Source organism: Methanobacterium formicicum DSM 3637 (assembly GCF_000302455.1).
Classification (GTDB): domain Archaea; phylum Methanobacteriota; class Methanobacteria; order Methanobacteriales; family Methanobacteriaceae; genus Methanobacterium; species Methanobacterium formicicum_A.
This window is the reverse complement of sequence record NZ_AMPO01000001.1, coordinates 195,276-215,971: the sequence shown is the minus strand read 5'-3', so window position 1 is coordinate 215,971 and position 20,696 is coordinate 195,276. Positions and strand designations below refer to the sequence as shown.

Annotated in this window: 22 protein-coding genes; 14 read left to right on the top strand and 8 right to left on the bottom strand. The window is 32.5% G+C overall.

Annotated elements, in window-relative coordinates:
• The first annotated feature begins 43 nt into the window (after positions 1-43).
• Positions 44-1,102, top strand: a complete 1,059-nt coding sequence (locus tag A994_RS01175; protein WP_192812685.1) for a tyrosine-type recombinase/integrase — start codon at positions 44-46, stop codon at positions 1,100-1,102.
• Positions 1,103-1,124: 22 nt separating this feature from the next.
• On the opposite strand, the gene A994_RS01170 is transcribed toward A994_RS01175, so the two are convergent.
• The gene (locus A994_RS01170) at positions 1,125-1,964 is read right to left on the bottom strand and encodes a hypothetical protein (protein ID WP_004029423.1); all 840 of its coding nucleotides are present in this window, start codon (positions 1,962-1,964) and stop codon (positions 1,125-1,127) included.
• Between the two features lie 186 nt (positions 1,965-2,150).
• On the opposite strand from A994_RS01170, the gene A994_RS13010 reads away from it, so the two are divergent.
• The 11 genes from A994_RS13010 to A994_RS01120 all read left to right on the top strand — a co-directional run bounded on the left by A994_RS13010 (position 2,151) and on the right by A994_RS01120 (position 10,422).
• The gene (locus A994_RS13010; protein ID WP_004029422.1) at positions 2,151-2,321 is read left to right on the top strand and encodes an AbrB/MazE/SpoVT family DNA-binding domain-containing protein; all 171 of its coding nucleotides are present in this window, start codon (positions 2,151-2,153) and stop codon (positions 2,319-2,321) included.
• A 4-nt stretch (positions 2,322-2,325) separates the two neighbouring features.
• Positions 2,326-2,505, top strand: coding sequence for a hypothetical protein (locus A994_RS01165; RefSeq protein ID WP_048203989.1), 180 nt, complete (start codon positions 2,326-2,328; stop codon positions 2,503-2,505).
• Positions 2,505-2,966: a hypothetical protein gene (locus A994_RS01160; RefSeq protein ID WP_004029421.1), complete on the top strand. Its 462-nt coding sequence runs from the start codon at positions 2,505-2,507 to the stop codon at positions 2,964-2,966. Before A994_RS01165 ends, A994_RS01160 begins: the two co-directional genes overlap by 1 nt.
• Before the next feature lie 444 nt (positions 2,967-3,410).
• Positions 3,411-3,941, top strand: coding sequence for a hypothetical protein (locus A994_RS01155; RefSeq protein ID WP_004029420.1), 531 nt, complete (start codon positions 3,411-3,413; stop codon positions 3,939-3,941).
• Between the two features lie 683 nt (positions 3,942-4,624).
• Positions 4,625-4,849 carry a hypothetical protein gene (locus A994_RS01150; RefSeq protein ID WP_004029419.1) on the top strand — a complete coding sequence of 75 codons (225 nt, stop codon included), beginning with the start codon at positions 4,625-4,627 and terminating at the stop codon, positions 4,847-4,849.
• Between the two features lie 4 nt (positions 4,850-4,853).
• Positions 4,854-5,183, top strand: coding sequence for a hypothetical protein (locus A994_RS01145; RefSeq protein ID WP_004029418.1), 330 nt, complete (start codon positions 4,854-4,856; stop codon positions 5,181-5,183).
• A 302-nt stretch (positions 5,184-5,485) separates the two neighbouring features.
• Complete coding sequence (locus tag A994_RS01140) at positions 5,486-5,707, top strand: ribbon-helix-helix protein, CopG family (RefSeq protein ID WP_004029417.1); 222 nt, start codon at positions 5,486-5,488, stop codon at positions 5,705-5,707.
• Position 5,708: 1 nt separating this feature from the next.
• Positions 5,709-7,535 (top strand): restriction endonuclease subunit M, encoded by a 1,827-nt coding sequence (locus tag A994_RS01135; RefSeq protein ID WP_004029416.1) that lies wholly within the window; start codon positions 5,709-5,711, stop codon positions 7,533-7,535.
• Positions 7,528-8,916: a restriction endonuclease subunit S gene (locus A994_RS01130; RefSeq protein WP_004029414.1), complete on the top strand. Its 1,389-nt coding sequence runs from the start codon at positions 7,528-7,530 to the stop codon at positions 8,914-8,916. The genes A994_RS01135 and A994_RS01130 overlap by 8 nt, the downstream gene beginning before the upstream one ends.
• Positions 8,917-9,810: a hypothetical protein gene (locus A994_RS01125; protein ID WP_004029413.1), complete on the top strand. Its 894-nt coding sequence runs from the start codon at positions 8,917-8,919 to the stop codon at positions 9,808-9,810.
• Between the two features lie 204 nt (positions 9,811-10,014).
• Positions 10,015-10,422, top strand: coding sequence for a DUF365 domain-containing protein (locus tag A994_RS01120; protein ID WP_004029412.1), 408 nt, complete (start codon positions 10,015-10,017; stop codon positions 10,420-10,422).
• A 22-nt stretch (positions 10,423-10,444) separates the two neighbouring features.
• Here the strand turns inward: A994_RS01120 and A994_RS01115 are convergent, their stop codons facing one another.
• Together A994_RS01115 and A994_RS01110 are read right to left on the bottom strand one after the other, a co-directional pair.
• Positions 10,445-11,662: a hypothetical protein gene (locus A994_RS01115; protein WP_004029411.1), complete on the bottom strand. Its 1,218-nt coding sequence runs from the start codon at positions 11,660-11,662 to the stop codon at positions 10,445-10,447.
• 901 nt (positions 11,663-12,563) lie between these two features.
• Entirely contained in the window at positions 12,564-13,604 is a 1,041-nt protein-coding gene (locus A994_RS01110) for an SIR2 family protein (RefSeq protein ID WP_004029410.1), read from the bottom strand.
• A 226-nt stretch (positions 13,605-13,830) separates the two neighbouring features.
• On the opposite strand from A994_RS01110, the gene A994_RS01105 reads away from it, so the two are divergent.
• Complete coding sequence (locus A994_RS01105; RefSeq protein ID WP_004029409.1) at positions 13,831-14,220, top strand: DUF192 domain-containing protein; 390 nt, start codon at positions 13,831-13,833, stop codon at positions 14,218-14,220.
• A 153-nt stretch (positions 14,221-14,373) separates the two neighbouring features.
• Positions 14,374-14,658 carry a DUF5750 family protein gene (locus A994_RS01100; protein WP_004029408.1) on the top strand — a complete coding sequence of 95 codons (285 nt, stop codon included), beginning with the start codon at positions 14,374-14,376 and terminating at the stop codon, positions 14,656-14,658.
• A gap of 104 nt (positions 14,659-14,762) precedes the next feature.
• Here A994_RS01100 and A994_RS12795 read toward each other — a convergent pair whose 3' ends face one another.
• From A994_RS12795 to A994_RS01075, 5 genes are all read right to left on the bottom strand, one after another.
• Positions 14,763-15,242: a nuclear transport factor 2 family protein gene (locus A994_RS12795; RefSeq protein WP_157787242.1), complete on the bottom strand. Its 480-nt coding sequence runs from the start codon at positions 15,240-15,242 to the stop codon at positions 14,763-14,765.
• Positions 15,243-15,364: 122 nt separating this feature from the next.
• Positions 15,365-15,754: a HEAT repeat domain-containing protein gene (locus A994_RS01090; RefSeq protein ID WP_100222230.1), complete on the bottom strand. Its 390-nt coding sequence runs from the start codon at positions 15,752-15,754 to the stop codon at positions 15,365-15,367.
• Positions 15,755-15,972: 218 nt separating this feature from the next.
• Positions 15,973-16,665: a dihydromethanopterin reductase (acceptor) gene (locus tag A994_RS01085; protein ID WP_004029402.1), complete on the bottom strand. Its 693-nt coding sequence runs from the start codon at positions 16,663-16,665 to the stop codon at positions 15,973-15,975.
• Between the two features lie 225 nt (positions 16,666-16,890).
• Positions 16,891-18,159, bottom strand: a complete 1,269-nt coding sequence (glyA, locus tag A994_RS01080; RefSeq protein WP_004029401.1) for a serine hydroxymethyltransferase — start codon at positions 18,157-18,159, stop codon at positions 16,891-16,893.
• Between the two features lie 435 nt (positions 18,160-18,594).
• On the bottom strand, positions 18,595-20,571 hold the full coding sequence (locus A994_RS01075; RefSeq protein ID WP_004029400.1) for a CoB--CoM heterodisulfide reductase iron-sulfur subunit A family protein: 1,977 nt from the start codon (positions 20,569-20,571) through the stop codon (positions 18,595-18,597).
• Positions 20,572-20,696 lie beyond the last annotated feature (125 nt).

Sequence of the window (20,696 nt, the reverse complement as noted above, 5' to 3'; positions counted from 1 at the left end):
AATCCGAGTTTACGCAAATTTCGTTGGTAAAATTCCAACTGAATTGATAGAAGAAGCTGAAAATGAAGAAGAAGCCGGGATAAAACTTAGAAATCGTAAAATTAATGATTATTTCTATGATTTCCGTGAAAAGCTAGAAGAAGAGGGAATGCTCCCAAGCACAATTAACGGTTATTTCGATACAGTTAAAGCTTTTTACCGACATTACGATATTCACCTTCCAAAACTTAAAATTAATCTAAATAGTGGTGAAAATTGGAGTATGGAAGATATTCCCACTATTGATCATGTTAGGGAAGCTGTAAAAGTTTCCGATATCCGTGATAAGGCCATTCTTCTTTTAATGTTATCAAGTGGGATGGGATCAGGGGAGATAAGACACCTCACATATGAAAATTTTATCAAATCCGTTTCGGATTATATAGATTTATCAGATCCAGATAAATTGAACATACCTAAAGTAGTCTATGAACTTAGGAAAATAGAGGATCTAATTGGAACCTGGAAAATTCATAGATATAAAACAGGAATGCCTTACATTACTTTTAATTCTCCTGAGAGTACACAGGCCATAATTGATTATTTGTCTCATAGAGAAAATAACAATAAGGAAATTAAAAATTTAGATGATCCTCTTTTTGTAAGTAGTCGTCGAATCCAGATTTCCAGTCAAGGTTTGGTATTTGTATTCCGTCGAATAAATGAAAGAGCTGGTTTTGGTCGTTCTAAAGAAAGAAATCGAAGATTTTTTACTTCCCATACTATGAGAAAGTTATTCACTAGCACTTTATACAATAAAGGTATTGATCAACTTGCTGTTGATTGGATGTTAGGCCATAAAATAAACCCCGTAACAGAAGCATACTTTAAAAACGATCCTCAAACCTTGAAAGCTAAATATATGGAAGCAGTAGAGAATTTAACCTTAGAAAAAGTGAAAGTAAAAAATGTCACAACACAAGAATATGATCTACTAATCAGAGATTCCAAAGATAAAGATGGTAAAATAACTAGTTTAGAAGGTCGAATTGAAAATTTAGAAGCTATGCTCAAGAAAACACTTGAAAAACAAATAGAAAGGGAAAAAGGGGAGCGTAAATAAGGATTCAAAATATAAAAAATCATTATGGGGGATTTTTAGAGAATGTGACGCCATTAGAAATAATATCAAACTTTAAACTGTTTTCTTCAATATTGAAGATAAATTTTGGACGATTTATGGGATCTTTTTGTTCGTTACCGTCTTCGTCTATTATAAAGACAGATTTAAATTTGACAGGGTAAGGGGTCCAAAAGGAAGGTGTAGTCAAGTCCTTAATAAAAGCACTTACAATTCGGGACAAAAAAATTTCTTTTGTTAAATCATCTGCAACTATGTGGAACAATTCTAAATATTCCGCAGTACCCATTACATAACCATAAAATGTTTTCAGAGCTGAAGGTGATATTTTTAGTATTTTTAAAACCCATCTTTTTGATTTTTCATTCACATCTATTCCTATTTTTGATTTAAAAAATTTAAACAAATCCATATTGATGAATTTTTGCCCATAAACACTGTTTAAAAATATGGACCTGTTATAAGTATGGAGATCTAACTGAATTTCACGGTATTCAAGCCAGTCCGCAAAACTAAGAAATTCTAATAAGACTTCAAAATAAACTTCAAGATCATTAACAAGCCAATGTTGGTAACCAGATGGGCCTCTTCCGCTTTTTTGAGGCATGGGTTCACTCTCAATTATTTTATCTTCCCTCATATCCTTTAAAATTTTAGATAACATCGGATCAGTTAACTTTTCAAGATTCATCTCTTCTGTCTCTAGCGAATATTCTTGTTGAAATCTGAAGAAATAAGTACTGTTAATTTTTTTGAGAAGAGACTGTGTATCCCATTTCTTACCATTCAAAAGTGTTTTTATCACGAGAAATCTTCTTAAACTAGTTTTTATTCCCTTTTTCAATTTAATCACTGTTAATTTCCTTATGGATGTCCATTATAAATACTTACCTTTATTTTAAAAACCGCAAATATTTACCCAAAACAAAAAAAGGGCAAATATTTACTAATTTAATGTTTTAATGTAAAAAAAATCTTTAAATAATAAATAAACATACTCAATCATCAAACTCAACTAATGGAGGTACTTATGGTGGAATTAGATACAATGAAGATTCAAAAAACGAATGGATCCTATTTTGTATATATCCCAAAAGTTTGGGTAAACGCAATGGATCTTAAAAAAGGTGATAAACTCATTTGGAGTGTTGAAGAAGGAAATCATGGAATTCTCATATTAAAAAAAATGATTGAGGGATAAATAAATGTCTAAAGAACTCAATGATGTCCTAAAACGTTCTTACATTTTTTGGAAAGATGATCCATGCCCTCCAGTTCCTTTAGATCTCATTAAAGAATACTTAGAACTTGAAGGGGTGTCTTTAGAGGATGAATTGGCACAAGCAGTGTTCGTAGAAACAAAACTAAAAGAAGAGGCGAAATAATGGTTAAAAAAGACATTAAAACTATTTGTATGAGAATAGATAGGCGTTTATTTGATTTATCCAAACTAATTATTTCAAATAGAACAAAGGATTATGAAAATTATTTACAGAGGAAGTTAATGGTAAGGGATAAATCTGCTTTCCTTCGCGATGAAATTGAAAAACACGAAAGTATAATTGGAGAATTAGAAGTGGAGTACAATATTGAGATTGAACTTCAAAAAGAGGAAGAAGAAAAGATTAGAAAGGATGGAACTATCTTAGATTCTTGTATTGGTACTGTAATGAAAATTATTGATAATGAAGGCATAATTGGATTAGATAGGTTAGAAGAAATAGCAAATTTTAAGGGGATTAGTGTTTCAGAGCTTAAAAAAGCAATGCCAGAGGAATATAAGTCAAAATTTGTTAATTTCCATCCACAATATAAAGATAAAAACAAATTATCAGGGATGGGTTAAAATCTCAAAATAAGTCATTATTTTCTTTTATATATTGTATATATAATATATATTGTATATACTTTTATTATTATAGTGTATGTTGGTTAGAATCACAGAATAAGTCTTTATTCTCTTTATTGTAATATATTAAAACAACTCAATATTTCTAATAGTTTTAGCTAAAAAAGATGGAATATTGTTACTACTACTTTTTACTACTTAGTAGTAAGTATTTAGAAGTTATATCAAACGAAAAATACTTATTTTAGTTAAACAAAGGATTATTTAGTGAGATGACCCATTGCTCACATGTTAATCCTCAACCTGGGAACATAACATCATTTCGGTTGGGGATTAATCATTTACGATTATTTTTACCATAAAAATTAATAGTGGTAATTTGGAACTGGAGATGAATACTATAATTTCCCATAATTAGATTGATACTGGAAAATGATTATTATGGTAACCCAGATTTACTCTAAAGAAGAAATACAAACTAGAAGAGATATTATAATGTCTTTTATGGCTAGGGGAGTTGTAAGTCCTGCTAAAATATTACAAATTGAAGGGATACCTTCTCTTTATGAAAAGTACAAGAAACCTTATCATGAAGTAGTTAGGGATATCACAGCTATAAAAAAAGCACTGACAAAAAGAGCAGAAATAGAGAGAATTAGGGACGAGGCCACTTTACTTTATATAATAGAGTTAGAAGAAGGCATACGCCAATTATGGGAGAAGTTAGAGGAATTAGAAGGCACATCTTTAGTAAACGCATTTAAAACATTATCTGATCTATATACTAAAAAAGCCATTGCCTCTGGTGTAACAATGGAAACACTGACTTTAAAACATAGCGGAAAAATTGAAAATGAACATAATGGTAATGTAAATGTTACAAATTTAATCACTGATCCAGATTTTATCACAGCTAAACGAGAAGCTATGGACAACTATTACTATAAAAAACGGGAAAAACAGGGAAATTAACCCTTTTAAGGCTCTCATATTTTTATATAAATGAAAAGTACTAATTTAAGACTCATATTAAGTCACTTTATTCTAATAATATCCTTTTATTAAAAACATAGTTCCCAGGTTTGAACCCATAATAATCAAAGCTTTTTGTATTTTCATTGGGTTAGATTTTTTTATCATCAACTCTGGATAATTTAATGTCGGGTATGGGCCTAAGTCACTAGTCCTTAAAAATTCTTTAAAAAATCCCAAAGATAAACAGCATTATAATTCTTTAAAAAGTAAATATGTCATTAAACTAGATTAATTTGATTAAAATAGGCATATTAAAATCCGTAAATAGTTAAAAATATGGGATATGGCCATATGCTGGAATATTATGTTTAAAATAACAGTATGAAAATGGCAATAGTCCTTAAAAATAGGACCCAAATACTATTCTACTAATTGAACTCTTTACTTTTTGGACATTTCATGATCCTTAGAGTAGTATAAAAAATAAATATTAATATTTATATATTACATAATACTAAGAAGTTAATGATTCCATGATTCAATTGTTTTTGGTCATTTTTGAGAACCCCCTCAAATTAACATAGAATCCTGGAAACATTTTTCTTTCTTTTTAAGTTCTCAAAATTTAAAATATCCAAAAAAAACCATTGGGGATAATTAAATCTTATGGGGGTTGAATAATGCGTTTAAGAGATGTTAAACGATTTAAAGGAGTTATGACTGGTAAAACTATTAAACCAGTAGATGATAAGAGCATGGTCGGTTTTACTAAAGGGGATAAAGTTATTGTTTTTCACTTAGAGGATTTTTTAATTTTTTATAATGCCATGGATAAGGCCATCCATGGAACCCCTGAAGAGATAGAACAATTAGATAATAAGATATCTAGTATAAAAAGGAAGTAAGGTCATGATAGTTTTTAAAGAGGGAAATAAGGTAATAACACAAGTTAAAACAGGTAGAACTATAGTGTATCATAACAGAATCTTAATTGATCCTCCTATGTTTATTGAGGAGGGAAAAGATGTTATGATTTTCACTGATAAAAACGTGGACGAGTTCCAAAAACATTTTACAGATCAATTAAAGGAAACTCTTTTAGATAGTTTAAAAACTAAAGAAAGCTATATTGAACACATTAAATTGACTATTAAAAAAATAAATGAACTAAAAACTGAAAATAATAACCTAAAGAGGCTTAATAAACAATTAAGTGAAACAATCATTCAACTTAAATGATCTTCATTAAAAATTACTTTTTTAATTTTTCTTTTCTTGGTACTTCGTAAAATCCACATATAACGAAGTTTAATAAATATTTATTAAATATTTAATAACTATTTAATAACTATTTAATAACTATTTAATAACTATTTAATAACTATTTAATAACTATTTAATAAATATTCAATAAATATTAAATAAATAGTCAATAATTATTTAATAAATATTCAATAAATAATTAATAAATATTTAATAAATATTAAAAAATAACACAAAATTTTTATACATTTACAAATATATCATTTTTTTGTGAAAAGATGACAGAACCAAAAAAAAGGGGAAGACCAAAATCTAAGCAACGAATGAAGCAAATAACGATAAAATTACCCCTACCATTATTGGAAGAGTTAAAAGAATTATCAGAAAAGAGTTACATTTCAAGGAGTTTTCATATTAGGCAAGCCGTAATAGAATATTTAGGGAAACAAGATATGAATTATATTAAAAATGATATCGGAAGTAAATTTAAGAAGGGGTAAAATGAGTGATGATTCTATCTCCAAATTTTCGGAGCAGATACAAAGAGGAATTGATACAAAATTAATTGAGATTTCTGATAATAAATTGAATAACACTCTTAAAATAAAATACAATTGTTCAAACAAATATGAAACTCACTATAAGAATGATTCTGAAGAGGAAGTTAGAGCTGCATTTTTTGTGGAATTAATTTTAGATTATAATTACCTTAAAGAAAGAATAAAAATAGAAACTAAGACTTCTACACGAATTCCATCATATATGGCAGATATAGTAGTTTATGAGGATGATAAGTTAAGTGATCCTTTTCTTGTTGTTGAGTGTAAGAAAGATGGAATAAGTGATGCGGAGTTTAGTCAGGCAATTGAACAAGTTTTTGACAATGCAAATCGTTTAAATGCTTGTTATGCTGTTGTAGTTGCAGGAACTAAACGAAGAACTTTCAATTATCATGATTACAAAGCCATTGAAAGAATCAAGAACATTGTTTCGGATACACCAAGAGATTATAGAGAACCTCCAACCTATAAATATGTTAGAGGAGGAACTGAGGACATTAAAAGTGTTCCTAAAGGTGAATTGATCCGAATTTTAGAAAAATCACATGATACCGTGTGGCAAGGTGGTAAATTAGCTCCTACCGCAGCATTTGATGAGATTTCTAAATTATTATTCTGTAAACTTAAGGATGAAAAGGATACAATTGATGGGCAAGCATATAAGTTTCAAGTAGGATCTGGGGAAAGTTATGAAGATGTATCCAGAAGAATAAATTCAATTTATTACAAAGCACAAAACGCAGAACCCGAAGTTTTTGCAGATGATATCAAATTGGGATCTGAAGTAATATATTCAATTGTGGAATATATAGAAAGTTTAGATTTAACTGAAACTGATTTAGATAGCAAAGGCATAGCATTTGAGATGTTTATGGAAGAATTCTTTAGGGGAAAAATGGGTCAATTTTTTACTCCTCGTGAAGTGATTAACTTTTGTGTTGACATAATAAAACCCAGACCTAATGAGTTAATTTTAGATCCTGCTTGTGGAAGTGGTGGATTTTTGTTATATGGAATGTACCATATTCGAAATTATGCCAAGAATAATTTTAAAAACGAAATTAAAGCAAGGGATGTATGGCGCGATTTTGCAAAAAATAATATTTTTGGAATTGAGTTAAATGATCAAATAGCTAGAGTATGTAAAATGAATATGTTTCTTCACGAAGATGGTCATGGGCACATAATTAGTACTGACGCATTACAAGAGTTCAATAAACTTCAAGAATTTGGTAAAAAATTTGGACCCAACCAATTTGATATTATTTTAACCAATCCTCCCTTTGGTGCCTCTGTTAAAAAGAATGAGAAACCTTATTTGGAGCTTTATGAACTTGGAAAGAAGAATAGGCAAAAAACGGAAATATTATTTATTGAAAGATGCATTGATTTCCTTAAACCTGGAGGTAGGATGGCAATCGTTTTACCTGATGGAATTTTGACTAATAGTTCTCAAAAAGATGTTAGAAAATATCTAATGGAAAAATGCCAAATATTAGCAATAGTTTCACTGCCCCAATTTGCATTTTCGCACTTTGGAGCTGGTGTAAGAAGTTCATTATTATTTTTGAGGAAATACACTGACAATGAGACTCCAAGAAATTATAAAATTTTCATGGCTATCGCAAATACGATAGGTTACGATCCAACTGGAAAGAAAGTTAAAGAAAATGATTTAAAAAAAATTATTCCTGAGGAATATAACAAATTTTTGAAGGAGGAAAGTGATTATAACGGATTAAATAAGGTAGAGGATAAAAATGGTTGAATGTTTCTCGATTAATTTAATTGATGTTGAATCTAGATTGGATCCTAATTATTATAGGTTAGAATTTCTTGAAATAATGGATAGATTTAATGATAGTGAATTTCAATTTAAAACCCTTAAAGAGATTTCTTCTAAAATAAAAAGTGGATCCACTCCAAAATCTGGGGGTCCAGCGTATGTTAATGCTGAGAATGGAATTCCATTCATAAGGAGTGGGGATATAAATGAATATAATAGTATCAATTTCAATAAAATTTTATATATTAAACCCGAAGTTCATAATAATAGTTTAAAAGGATCTAAATTAAAAAAAGGGGATTTGTTGATAGCTCTTGTTGGTGCAACTATCGGCCAAGTTTCTGTTTATAATGATGAAAACGAAGCAAATATCAACCAAGCCTTAGCATTAGTTAGATTAAATGAAGAGATTAATCCAGAATATGTTAAAATCTTTTTGTTATCAAAATTAGGGCAATTACAATTGAATAGAATAAAAAGGCCTGTTGCAAGAGCTAATATTAATTTAGAAGAAATTGGGGGTATTAACATTCTGTTGCCTCCAATTGAGATTCAAAACGATATTGCTCGAAAAATGGAAAATGCCTATAAAACTAAAAAAGAAAAAGAAAGTAAGGCATTTGAAATTTTAAATTCAATGGAAGATTTTCTATTTCAAGAATTGAAAATTAGAATTCCTAAATCTCGTGAGAAGATGACATTTGTTGTTGGAAGTGATGATATTGAAGGAAGATTAGATCCTTTTTATTATAAACCACTTTTTAATGAGTTGTATTCTGAATTAATAAATAATGAATCATTGAATACTAAAAAATTTGGGACAGAAATTGAAAGCATAATAAATGGGATGGATTATCGTGAATTCAGTGATATTGGCCTTAATTATTTGAGAGTCAGCAATATTAAACCGTTTGAGATAGAATATAGTGATGTTAAAAAAATTAATTTACCTATAACGGATATTAAAAAGGATATCCAGTTAAAAAAAGGTGATATTTTACTTACAAGGAAAGGGACTTATGGTATTGCTGTTTGTGTTAATGCGGATTTAGATGATATTATAAGTTCTGAAATTTTTAGGATAAGACTTAAACAAGACATTAATAAAAAATATGTTGAAATAGTTTTAAATTCGTCCATCGGTAAATTACAATTTGATAGGAATAAAATAGGGGCGATAATGGGTAGTTTATCTCAAGAATCTATTAAAAATCTTTTACTTCCTGTTCCACCTATTGAAATTCAAGAAAATATAATAAAAGAATTTTCGTATAAAATGAGTGAATCAACTAAATTACAAGAAGAGGGCAATAAATTAATATTTGAGACTAAAAATGAAATTGAACTAATACTGGGTGTTTAGATGGTTTCTGTTTCTTATCAATTATTATTCGAAAAATCAGAACTTAAAGATCCTAAAATGATTTTGAATGATGCGTTGGATAACATCACTATCGAGATCGATAAAACTATTTTTGAAGAATGTATTCAAAGTCAATATTCAAAAGACATTGGGGAAAAAATGATCTTTTTATGTTTCAAAATTGATTTGGATGAAGAGTTGGATGAAGATTTGAATGATGATCTTATTGATGAGGTAATAAGCTCATTTAACGATGAGTTGAAGAGTAATGAGATAGAAGCTATTTTTAAATATTATGATAATGATTTGGGTAATGAATTGAAGAAATATCATTCTAAAATTTTTGAAATCGAGATGAAAATACGTGAAGTAATTTCATTCATTTTAATTGATACTTATGGTAATGATTTCTATGATTTATTTAAGGAAATAAATATTGGTAAATTTCAATATCCCAAAAAAAGGATGGTAAAAGTGGAATATGAACAAAATGTGCTTAAATCTAATGAAAGCATGAGAAAAGACTATTTAAGCACATTTTTTGAGAATGAATCTTTTTATTTAAATTTTGGTCAATATCAAAAATTATTACAAACAAAAACACTTCAACAAGGTGATCTATTTAAAATTGCTCGTTTTTCTAACACATACGAAGATTTTCAAAAAAATATAGTTGATAGGGGTATTAAAGAAGATCTGTATATAGAATTTTTAGAGGATGTAAAACTACTTTTAGATGATATTGAACCCTTAAGAAATTGTATAGCACATAATCGGACTTTAACAGAGTCAGAATCAGGTAAATTAACTGACATTCATAAAGAATTAAATAAGAAGATTGAAGTTTTTAATAATGCTTTAGAAAAAGAGGGAATTCTAAAAATATACTCTTAATGTCATAATATTAATTAGGGAGTGGTTAAATTCATGTAAATAATTGCATAGATTTATAGATTATACACAATTTTTCCTTAGGTGTTAGTAGTTTTCCTTTCCATAGATATGGGGTTCTTCGTTATGATCTAAATTTTTAATTGTCTCTTTAGAATAAATAATAAATGTCAAAAATATCTTGAACTTCAATAAAAAGGTGATGGTATGGATATAGTTGGAGTGACACATCCCGTACCCACAGAATATGCAAAAAGAATATATAACAAAGGAAAAACCGTTTTTGTGGGAAGGCGATGTTTGTGTAGAATACATATTGGAGAAAAGTTTGTTATATATGAATCTCAAGGAGCTAAAGCCTACACGGGCTGGGCAGATATAAAATTCATAGGTAAAATGAAGCCTACTAATATTTTAAGGAATTATGGTACGAATTTAATGTTAAATCAAGATGAACTTAGGGAATATTCCAAAGGTAGGAGTGAAATGTCTGTTATTGAATTTGAAAATTTTGAAAAGTTTTCTAAACCTGTAAAACCAGATCATTTTGTCACTGTTGCAGGTAAATATATATATGAAGATGAATTTGGTTTAATCCAAAGAAACAAAGATTAATTTATTATTAAGTAAGTACTATTCATAATTCAACAAGACCAAGAACAGTGGTTAGTCTTTTTTGATAATCGACATTTTGCATTTTCCTATAAAATTCTCCAAACACTTGTATAGATCCTGATTCATCACTTAACCCTTTTGCTAATATTCCCATTAAAATGGCTTTTTCTTCCTTGGGATATGTTAAAATGATGTCTATTACATGTTCAAACTCTTTATCAGGGCTTTTGATACTATTAAGTTGATTTTTGTAGCCTCCTTCTTTTAGAGCTTCTTTATCATCCCAATAACCATATTTATCAATTTTAAGAGTATAAACTGAATGTGTCAATATCTTATTATCAAAAGAGGAATAGGTTTTATAATAACTATTAGATACATCATTCCAAATATCATCAAATTGAAAAGAAGAAAATGGATAAAACCATATTTTTAAATTGGGATAATTTTTATATTTGTCAAGCAAAATCAGAATTGAAGCCATATGTTCAATAATTTCTTTTAAATCATACTTAAAGTAATCTTCTTCTTCAAAAGATCTTTTTTCTTTCTCTATTTGCAAATCATCATAGTCATACGACATATCGTATCGTTTTCTTTCATCTCTCTCTTCAACCTTATCTATAATGTATTGAATTTCACTCCAAACAGTGTCATACGACTCAACATCTTCATCAACACTTTCGACATAATAATATCTTATATATGCCTCTTTATCTTTTTCTTCTAAATCTGTTATCATATCTTGGATATATTCAAAGAATCTGAAGTTAGAAAACATATCTTCAAGCTGATCAGGGGTTTCTGAGAAAGTTCCATTCTCAAGAATACTCCACCGATAAAAATAGAAAGTTTTTAAATCCTCCAATTTATTCTTGAATAGTGATCTAATATTTTGATATGCGCGGTTACTTTTAGTTAGATTTTTTAATAATTCTAAAATGTCCGGACGAGTAAGCCTTTTTGAGGAATCAAAAACTAAAGGATCTGATTTGAATGCCTGTTTTGTTCTCCTAGAATCCATAGAAGGATCATAACTAACAATCATTATTTTCTCTTTTTCTAAAAGTTTTATTAACGAACGATCATATGCTTTTTGAAAATGTTTTGGCACTTCTTTACCAAGTGAATCCAAAACTTTATTTTTCAACTCTTTCCCACTTTTGACACCTTTTATAAGCTCTTTTTCTATTAAATTGTCTATTTGATACCCAGTTCTACCTAATATTTTAACATCCACCCAGCTATTTTTCTAATAGAAATAAAAACTGCCATAAATTACTTTCATTTTTTCCAACAATATAAAACTAACTAAAGTAAATGTAGAAAATTTGATAATTTCAAAAAAAAATGTGAACACTTGAAATTTGAGTAACTCAGAAAAATCAAAAAGGATTTTTCTCAGAATCATTTTTATCAAAACTTCATAGATTCTATGTGGATAAAACTGAGAAAGGATTGCTATGCATCTTTCTAAAATTAAAATAGGTGATAAAAATGTAATTAAATAGGCGGCTTAATGAATCAAGTATTAAGTGAATAAAAATGAATGGGGCCCATTAAGGGGCCTGAATATAATCAGTTAGTGCGAATAATAGATTATTTTTCAGGCATATAAAACTTTACATATATGTAAAAGTCACATCTTCCCTAGCGAGAGCTCCAAAGGAGGAATTATGAATTTTAAAGGAATAATATGTTCAATTAAAGATATATTTAATCTTATGTTCACTATATTGAACATTATAAGAATGTTAGGTTTTTTATGACCATGATTGAGGGCACGGAAATTAAAGGGAATGGGTTCGCAGAAAATCAAACCTCATTCATTTTTTTAATAATCTTAAGGATATATAAATTATTAAATTCACGATAGTTGCCCACATTTTTCCATAATTAATGAAAATTATATTTTATTACCTATTTAATGTGTATGCAATGATACTTATTATTTGTAATTATATCTTGTACTGATTATTCACTTAAAACGCTTCATTAAATTAGAAGATGTTTGAAAATCACGATAAATATCTTGGCTTAATGAGTGAATTATGTAAGGTTTTTTTCAATAAATAATCATTCCAAAAATAAAAGTTAATTGGACTAGGTAATGATATTAAAATTCAGTAAGTTAAATGAGTTTATAACCCATGTTTACAGAAATGCTCAAATGATTGACCTGTCCATTTAACCGTATCACATTTGAAAAATCTTTCATAACTTGATTTTATTTCTTTTTTTTCAGAATTATTAATTATGTAAATTTCAGGATTAGAATTTCCATTAATTTCTGCCTTTTTAAGAAGATATTTAATATGGATATCTGCATCTGGAAAAGAATAACCGCAAAAATAGATTCTTTCAGCATTTTTTAATGAATCTTCCATTTTATACCATATTTCCTGCAGATACCTATTTGACATAACCTTGAAAAACGAAGGTGGAATTATAATTGGAATAATTTTACTTCCACAAACTTCACAGTCTATTGGTTCATAAAATAATTTCACAGCTCCTTTTTCTTCTGGCGTTAATGTTGTTGATATGCATGTTGGACAATAAAGCCAATTTAAGGAGCCATGGGGTTTGTAAAGGTGAACAGCTTTTTCGGGAAGAGGTCTTTTCCAAGGATCCTCCTCATAATTGTTTTCAAAATTCGTAAATTCAATTCCATAATCTAAATCCAAATCATAATTTTCATGCATACGTGTCAGCGTATTATCCAGAATAATATCATAATTCAAACTAATAAAATCAGTTTGCCAAATTTCATTCTCTTCTATTAATCTTTTTGTCAGTATCTCATGGGATTTGTTTTTTGGTTTACTTTTTATTTCTTTGTCTATAGTAATGGCGATTAAGAATATTAAATCTTCTTTAATCTGTTGAATTTGAGGATTATTGTGGTATAATCCATAATTTTTGAAACTCTCCTCTCTATTTAATGATAATTCAAGAATTCCTAATATCTCTTCAAATTCTGGAAAATTAATCTCCTCTAAATTGTTTGTAACATCAATTGCGAAAAAATCTTTGAAAAATTTAGTTAATCTTTCATTCATTTTTTGTTCATAGGGGCTAGTCGTTTCTAAGGAAAAATATTTCTCAAATAATTGACTTTGTAAAGGTGCATTTTTAGATGTAGATGCTCCTGCCCCAAGAAAAATAACGTTTTCTGCCATTTAACCCCCTCTTTTTGATCTCATTATATTCATAACAGACATTTTTAATTTAATTTATATTATTTTTTTTTAGTAGATAAATTAAGTTGTGTTAATATTTTCAATACAAAAATTTTTAAAAAATATAATGCCCATGATTTAATATTATGAGATCAATGAACCAATGAATACAAATTTCATTTAATCCTCATCGCCGTAAAGATTATATATTAAAAGAGGCCGAACTATGCATATTGATAAAAAAACGAGTTATGTGTTTATAGTAAATAAAACTAAGGGCACCAATCTGGGAAATGCAGATGTAGCCAACAGTTTTTTCTCCCGTTTCAAGGGATTAATGTTAGTTAAAAAGTTAGAAAGAGCTCTTATTCTAAAATTACCATCAGATCGGAGTCGAAGGGCCTCGGGTATTCACATGTTCTTCATGCGCATACCTTTAGATGTTGTATTCGTTGATTCTGCTATGAAAGTGGTGGATACTGTCACCCTAGATCCATGGACCACTTACACTCCCGTAGCACCGGCCAGGTATGTTATTGAGCTGGAAAAGGGTAAACTAACTGAATCAAATACTCAAATAGGGGATGAACTTGATTTCACCTGTGAAATTGCATGAATAACTAAGTATGATGAAGACAGTGTGTTATTATACAGTGTGTCATTATCTACAGTGTGTCATTATCAGTTCAGATGAGTGAGAAATAAGGATCAGTGGATAAAAATTCACAGGAATAAAAAGAAAATCAGGCCATAACATGGGGGGATAATATTGCAGTTTAGGGTAAAAATTATTGATTACGGATTTTCCGAGAGCTTAAAAAAATATTACGTGACTTACAAAGTAACAGGACTTAATAAGGAAGAGTTACGTAAACTGGGGGGGCTTCTAGAGGATCCAGTTACGGTTAAGGAAAATGAATTGTATATGAATGTTTATTTTGAAGAGGAGTACTTCCCCTTTGGTACTGGAGATTCAAAAAATCGTTTGGACGATTATCTGGCAAGAGAAGAGCTAGAGATGACTGCATACTTATTTGATTTGATGGATGATTGAAAATCGTTTTATAATTTTTCTATTTTTTCTATCCTTTTTACTACTTTTTTCCTATCCTTATTTTCTATACTTTTCAATAATCAACCTTTTTCATCGCTAGTTTTTTAAATATCCGGCCAGGATTTGCCTTCTTCCTGCTCAACAGAGGGCAATGAATAATGAAGTTGTGTGAAAAGCCATTCACCATCAATTTTAAGGACCACCGCAGTTAGGCGACCTGGAAGATAAATATCATGACCATCTACTCTGGTATCCATTGTCATGTGAGCTGACAACCAGGCTACATTGTCAGAAAATGAAACTGAAACCTTCCTGAACTTAACCTGTATATTATCTGCTTGCTTGAAATCTCTTTCAAAACCGGATCGAATGTTATCATAGCCTCTGATCCATTCATCATATCCAGTTCCAATTAATACCAGATCATCACGGTCTGCAAAGAGTTTTAAAATGCTATCAAGATCTTTCTCGTGATAGGCTTGAACATATTTTTCCAGAAGATCAAGTACTTTTTGTTGCACATTATCTGCCATGTTTATCATTCCTAATTGATGCAGTATCATTCCTAGCCAGGTATCATTCATATCCACTATCATTTCTATGCGTAAATTGTTCCTGCAATGATATTCCTAATTAGGTAGCGTCATTCATCATGCTCCTTCCTAATTATGCATATAACAAAATATTCACAGGGTGTTATAACTATTTAAATACGATTTTTAACCTCTTTAAGGGCCACTATGGCAACTTTACGAACCACTGAGTTTTCATCTTCAGTTGCCTTCTGTAAAACATCCACAGCGCGCTCGTCACCTATCATGGAGAGACTGATAGCAGCTCCGTATCTCACGTTAGCTTTTTCATCATCCATGAGCCTAATCAAAGGTTCTACAGATTTTTCATCTTCAAATATTCCCAGAGAAAGTGCAGCAGCCTCTCTAACATGCCAATCCTCATCTTCCAGGGCATTTATTAAAGGTTGCACTGCGTCAGGTTCACCAACTTCTCCTAAAAGTTCAGCGGCATCTTCACGAACCTTCCAATCATCACTATTTAGTTCTTCCACAAGAAAATCAATTCTTTTATGTTCTTCCACCAAATTTATACCCCCTTATTGACTTTCATCACCTAATTTTAACTTTGGTCAAGATTTTGTTGATAATAATATGTTTTTGATCCTTAATTAATTAGAAGATCTGGGAAATTTAAAGACAGGAAAATGAAGAAAGATAGGAATAAAAAAGTATTAAACTGATTATTAGTTTTCATGTCAGAAAACAATTTAAAAAAATTAATTGGTTATTTTAAAATTAATTAAAAATGAGTCAAAATTTCTGATGGATCTTTTAAGACTTCCACTCCTTCCAGCTGGTGCAATTTCCGGGTGTTTTCCACGTCAATTTCACGCATGTGTATGGTGATGATGCTACCCCCACTCACCGCCCCGTAGGGACACGCAAGTTGACATGCAGCACAACCCTGACATTTCAGGAGGTTTATCTCCACTCCCGGGGTGATGGCATCTGGAGGGCATGCAGCTGCTGCCTCGCAAGTAGAACAGTTCTGACACAGATCCAGCTCCAGTTTAGAGGGGAGTACGGTTTCCAGGTCTCCGGATTCCATATCTACCGGTACCAGCAGGGTTTTTATTTTTCCTTTACCTGATTGGGCTACTGCATTGGTCACCAGGCTGTCTGCGATTCCGTGCACCAGTTTGGCAATGGTGTTGGAAGTGGTGGGGGAAACAATCAACAGGTCATATCTTCCCAGGGAAAAACGACCGGATATGGGATAACTCCACATCTGGTCTTTTTCCAGAACCAGTTCCTGATAATAACCGCCGGTAACAGCTTTAACACGGTTAAAAAGACCGTACATCTTCAGCACTTCTTCACCAGCACCTGAAAGCAGCACAGTGACCTGATGTTTCCCTGCAACTTTTTCCAGTGTTTCCACACTTTCCAAGAGCAGGTGGCCGGCTCCGGTGAATGCCCAAGCAATTTTCATAACTATCTTTTTGTTAATCAATGATTTACCTATTGTCGACTATTTCAAAACTTAATGTTGAATATTTATATCATCATCCATCTTTGGATCATCCTTCCTTTATTTCATGAGCTAATTCTGGATATAAAATTTAATTCTTGATATAATCCATGGATTATTTTCTGATGATATTCAAAGTTTCTGATGATACTCCAATTCTTTTTATGATGAATTAATCAACATTAATTAAAATTCTATGTAGTCGTAGGCTCTTTCACCACGGAAAGCATAATGTACAGTGTCGAAAGAACTTATAAATTCAGATACTTCATTTTTAGCATCTTTACCATCAACAGCTACCTTTCTTATAAGTTCAGCAACTTCTGGCATGTGTGATTCCTTTAATCCACGTCGAGTTAACTCTTGTGTTCCTACCCTTATGCCTGATGGGTCATCGGAGCGGTTAACATCATCCCAAGGCAATAAATTCTTGTTGAGGATTATATTGTTTGCTTCCAAGTCTTTAGCCATCTTTGATGCTTTTCCAATGTTGGAGACATCCATGGCCACCTGATGGGATTCAGTGAATCCCAGATCCTCACATAGTACGTTGAAGCCTAGTTCATGGAAACTCTGAGCCAGTGCCTTGGCGTTTTTAATGATCTGCTGTGCATAGGCTGCTCCGAACTCTGCCATTTCTGCAGTGGCTATACCAAGGGCAGCTAAGTGATGCAGGTGATGGTTACTTACCACACCGGGGAAGACAGCATCATCAATTTTTTTGCTTAATTCTTCTTTACAAAGAATTATACCTCCTTGGGGTCCAGGGAATGTCTTGTGGGTACTTCCCACCAGTAAATCTGCTCCTTCTCTTAATGGATCCTGGAACTGGCCTCCAGCAATGAGTCCCAGAACGTGTGCACCATCGTACATTACTTTGGCTCCCACTTCATCTGCTGCTTCTCTGGCTTCTTCCACAGGGTGTGGGAAGAGGAATAAACTACCACCTAAAAGGACTATTTTTGGTTTACGGGTGAGTATTTCCTTTTTCATGGCGTCAGCGTCTATGTTCATGTTTTTTTCATCAAAGGGGTGGGGTGATACTTTGAGTCCTCTGATACCCGCTGCACTAACATTGGCGTGACTGATATGACCTCCTACTGGAACTTCCAGGGCCATCATACCATCACCGTGATTGGCTAATGCGAAAAAAGATCCCATGTTGGCAACTACGCCTGATATGGGTTGAACATTTGCGTGCTCTGCGTTATACAGCTTTTTGGATAGGTCAATGGTGATGTTTTCAATATCATCAATGTACTGGCATCCCTCATACAACCGGTGACAGGGCAGTCCTTCTGCATACCGGTGGGATAGGTCAGTGGCCAGTGCCTCTCTGACGCTGATGCTGGTGATGTTCTCACTGGCAATGAGATTTATACTATTTTTCATCCATTCGTGATGTTTTTTGGTGATATCCTTTATTTCCTGGGCGTATTTTTCATTACTTGACATTATTTTCCTCCCGGCCAAATCATGATGATCTTACATTAACGGGTTTGGTATAGGGATAATATAATTTAGTATAGGGAACTATAAAATTGAGGCAATATAAATACTTTCCAAATCATCCTGTCCAATGATATAAAGAAAAGTAAAATGAATTTTAAGGATTAATTTTCATTTTTCAGGGATTAGGATGTGTTTTTCTTAAAAAACGTTTTTGTTTTCATTTCTTCAAGATAATATTTGAATTTGAGTTGTTCAGATATAATGATTTTAAAAATAACTTCAGATAACTTCAGATAACTTCAGATAACTTCAGATAACTTCAGATAACTTCAGATAACTTCAAAAACGGGATTACTCTAAATATGGCTCTAAAAAATAGGATTCTCTCTAAAAAATTGGACCATAAAAATAAAAAAAGGTTAAAAAAGGGGGTTACCCTTATTTACCTGGGTTCATAGCAGCTTCGATCTGAGCGAAGATCTGGCTGGTTCGGAAGTGCTGCTGATCCATTGCACCGGATGGGCAGGCACCTACACAGGTTCCGCATCCTTTACACAGTGCAACGTTAATGCTTGCTTTTTCATCCTTCCTTTCAATTGCTCCGTATGGACATAGTTCTAAACAGACTTCACATCCACCGCAGACATCGGAGTTGACCACTGCAATGATCGGTTCAATTTCCACTTCACCTTTAACCATTGGTATTGCTGCTCGGGCAGCGGCACCAGAAGCCTGGGCCACAGCGTCAGGAATATCTTTAGGTCCTTGAGCCACACCTGCCAGGTAAACACCGTCAGTGAGGGTGTCAACTGGTCGTAGTTTGGGGTGAGCTTCCATGAGGAATCCGTCAGCAGATTTGGATAGACCGATGGTCTGTCTGAGTTCTTCAGATCCTTCTGGTGGGGTTAGTCCAACAGAGAGAACAACCATGTCGTAGTTGTATTCAGTGACTTTACCCAGTAAACTGTCTTCTGCACGGATGGTCAGGGTTTCGTCTGGGTTAACCAGGACGTTAGCTGGTCGTCCGCGGATGAACTTGATACCGTATTTTTCCTGGGAGGTTCTGTAGAATTCTTCGAATCCTTTACCGAATGCCCTGATATCCATGTAGTAAATTGCGACTTCGGTGTCAGGTTCGTGGTCTATGATGAGCTGTGCGTTTTTCATAGCGTACATACAGCACACACGGGAACAGTATGGTTTGTGGATCTGTTCGTCACGGCTACCCACACACTGGATGAAGGCCACACTTTTTGGGTGTCCACCGTCAGATGGTTTTAAGACTCTACCCATGGTAGGTCCGGATGCGTTGATGAGTCTTTCCAGTTCTAGGCCGGTGATGACGTTTTGAGCATCTGCGTAGGAATATTCCTTTTTCTCAGTTGGGTTGTATGGGTCGTAACCGGTAGCTACGATGATAGTACCCACGTCGATTTCGATACGTTCTGCTTTTTGTTCGTGGTTAATTGCTCCGTTACCACATGCCTGATCACAGAGTTTGCAATCGATACAGTAATCTTTGTCAATTCTGGCCACCAGAGGTACAGCTTGAGGGAATGGAATGGAGGTTGCTTTGACCATACCCATACCTTCATCGAAGTAGTTGGGCATTTCTATTGGGCAAACTTCGGAACAGCTTCCGCAACCGGTACAGATATCTTCATCAATGTATCTTGGTTTTTTCTCAATTACTACGTTGAAGTTACCAATGTAACCGTGAACTTCTTTCACTTCAGCAAAGGAGATGAGTTCGATGTTTTCGTGTTTTGCAGCATCCACAGTCTTAGGAGCTAGAATACACATGGAACAGTCAAGGGTAGGGAAAGTTTTATCCAGCTGGGCCATTCGTCCACCGATGGTGGGTTGTTTTTCCACCAGGTAGGTTTTGAATCCCATATCAGCCAGGTCGAGTGCAGACTGGATACCAGCCACTCCTCCACCTATAACTAGAGCTTTGTTATCCACTTTAACCTTGGATGCTTCCAGTGGTTCCAGGAGTCGGGCCTTAGCAACAGCCATTCGGACCAGGTCTTTGGCTTTTTCAGTTGCTTTTTCAGGTTCACCCATGTGCACCCAGGAGTCCTGCTCCCTCAGGTTTGCAAATTCGAATAAGAACTGGTTAAGTCCGGCTTCCCTGACACACCTTCGGAAGGTGGGTTCGTGAAGTCGTGGTGAACATGCTGCTACTACTACTCTGTTAACTTTACCGTCTTTAACATCCTGTTGGATCATGTCCTGTCCAGGGTCTGAACAGAAGTATTTGTATTCGTCGGATACTACTACGTTGGGCAGGGTTGCTGCGTATTCTTTCACTGCTTCAATATCAACGACTCCACCGATGTTGATACCACAGTGACATGTGTAGACTCCGATTTTTGGTTCTTCAGTTGTTTCTTGCTTATTTTCTTCTGCCAATTAGATCACCTATTTTTTCCACATTGTGATAGTTAACTAATCTTATGGTGTAGGGTTGTATCTATTATACGGATAAAGTTTTCTATTAAAATTTTTAAACAAGGTTTATATAGTAGAATAATATT

Bases quoted from the DNA above. Each gene is read 5' to 3' on its own strand.
- A994_RS01145 (WP_004029418.1), top strand. From the start codon at position 4,854: ATGATAGTTTTTAAAGAGGGAAATAAGGTAATAACACAAGTTAAAACA.
- A994_RS01125 (WP_004029413.1), top strand. From the start codon at position 8,917: ATGGTTTCTGTTTCTTATCAATTATTATTCGAAAAATCAGAACTTAAA.
- A994_RS01130 (WP_004029414.1), top strand. From the start codon at position 7,528: ATGGTTGAATGTTTCTCGATTAATTTAATTGATGTTGAATCTAGATTG.
- A994_RS13010 (WP_004029422.1), top strand. From the start codon at position 2,151: ATGGTGGAATTAGATACAATGAAGATTCAAAAAACGAATGGATCCTAT.
- A994_RS01140 (WP_004029417.1), top strand. From the start codon at position 5,486: ATGACAGAACCAAAAAAAAGGGGAAGACCAAAATCTAAGCAACGAATG.
- A994_RS01165 (WP_048203989.1), top strand. From the start codon at position 2,326: ATGTCTAAAGAACTCAATGATGTCCTAAAACGTTCTTACATTTTTTGG.
- A994_RS01120 (WP_004029412.1), top strand. From the start codon at position 10,015: ATGGATATAGTTGGAGTGACACATCCCGTACCCACAGAATATGCAAAA.
- A994_RS01105 (WP_004029409.1), top strand. From the start codon at position 13,831: ATGCATATTGATAAAAAAACGAGTTATGTGTTTATAGTAAATAAAACT.
- glyA (WP_004029401.1), bottom strand. From the start codon at position 18,159: ATGTCAAGTAATGAAAAATACGCCCAGGAAATAAAGGATATCACCAAA.
- A994_RS12795 (WP_157787242.1), bottom strand. From the start codon at position 15,242: ATGAATGATACCTGGCTAGGAATGATACTGCATCAATTAGGAATGATA.
- A994_RS01160 (WP_004029421.1), top strand. From the start codon at position 2,505: ATGGTTAAAAAAGACATTAAAACTATTTGTATGAGAATAGATAGGCGT.
- A994_RS01150 (WP_004029419.1), top strand. From the start codon at position 4,625: ATGCGTTTAAGAGATGTTAAACGATTTAAAGGAGTTATGACTGGTAAA.
- A994_RS01085 (WP_004029402.1), bottom strand. From the start codon at position 16,665: ATGAAAATTGCTTGGGCATTCACCGGAGCCGGCCACCTGCTCTTGGAA.
- A994_RS01155 (WP_004029420.1), top strand. From the start codon at position 3,411: ATGGTAACCCAGATTTACTCTAAAGAAGAAATACAAACTAGAAGAGAT.
- A994_RS01135 (WP_004029416.1), top strand. From the start codon at position 5,709: ATGAGTGATGATTCTATCTCCAAATTTTCGGAGCAGATACAAAGAGGA.
- A994_RS01110 (WP_004029410.1), bottom strand. From the start codon at position 13,604: ATGGCAGAAAACGTTATTTTTCTTGGGGCAGGAGCATCTACATCTAAA.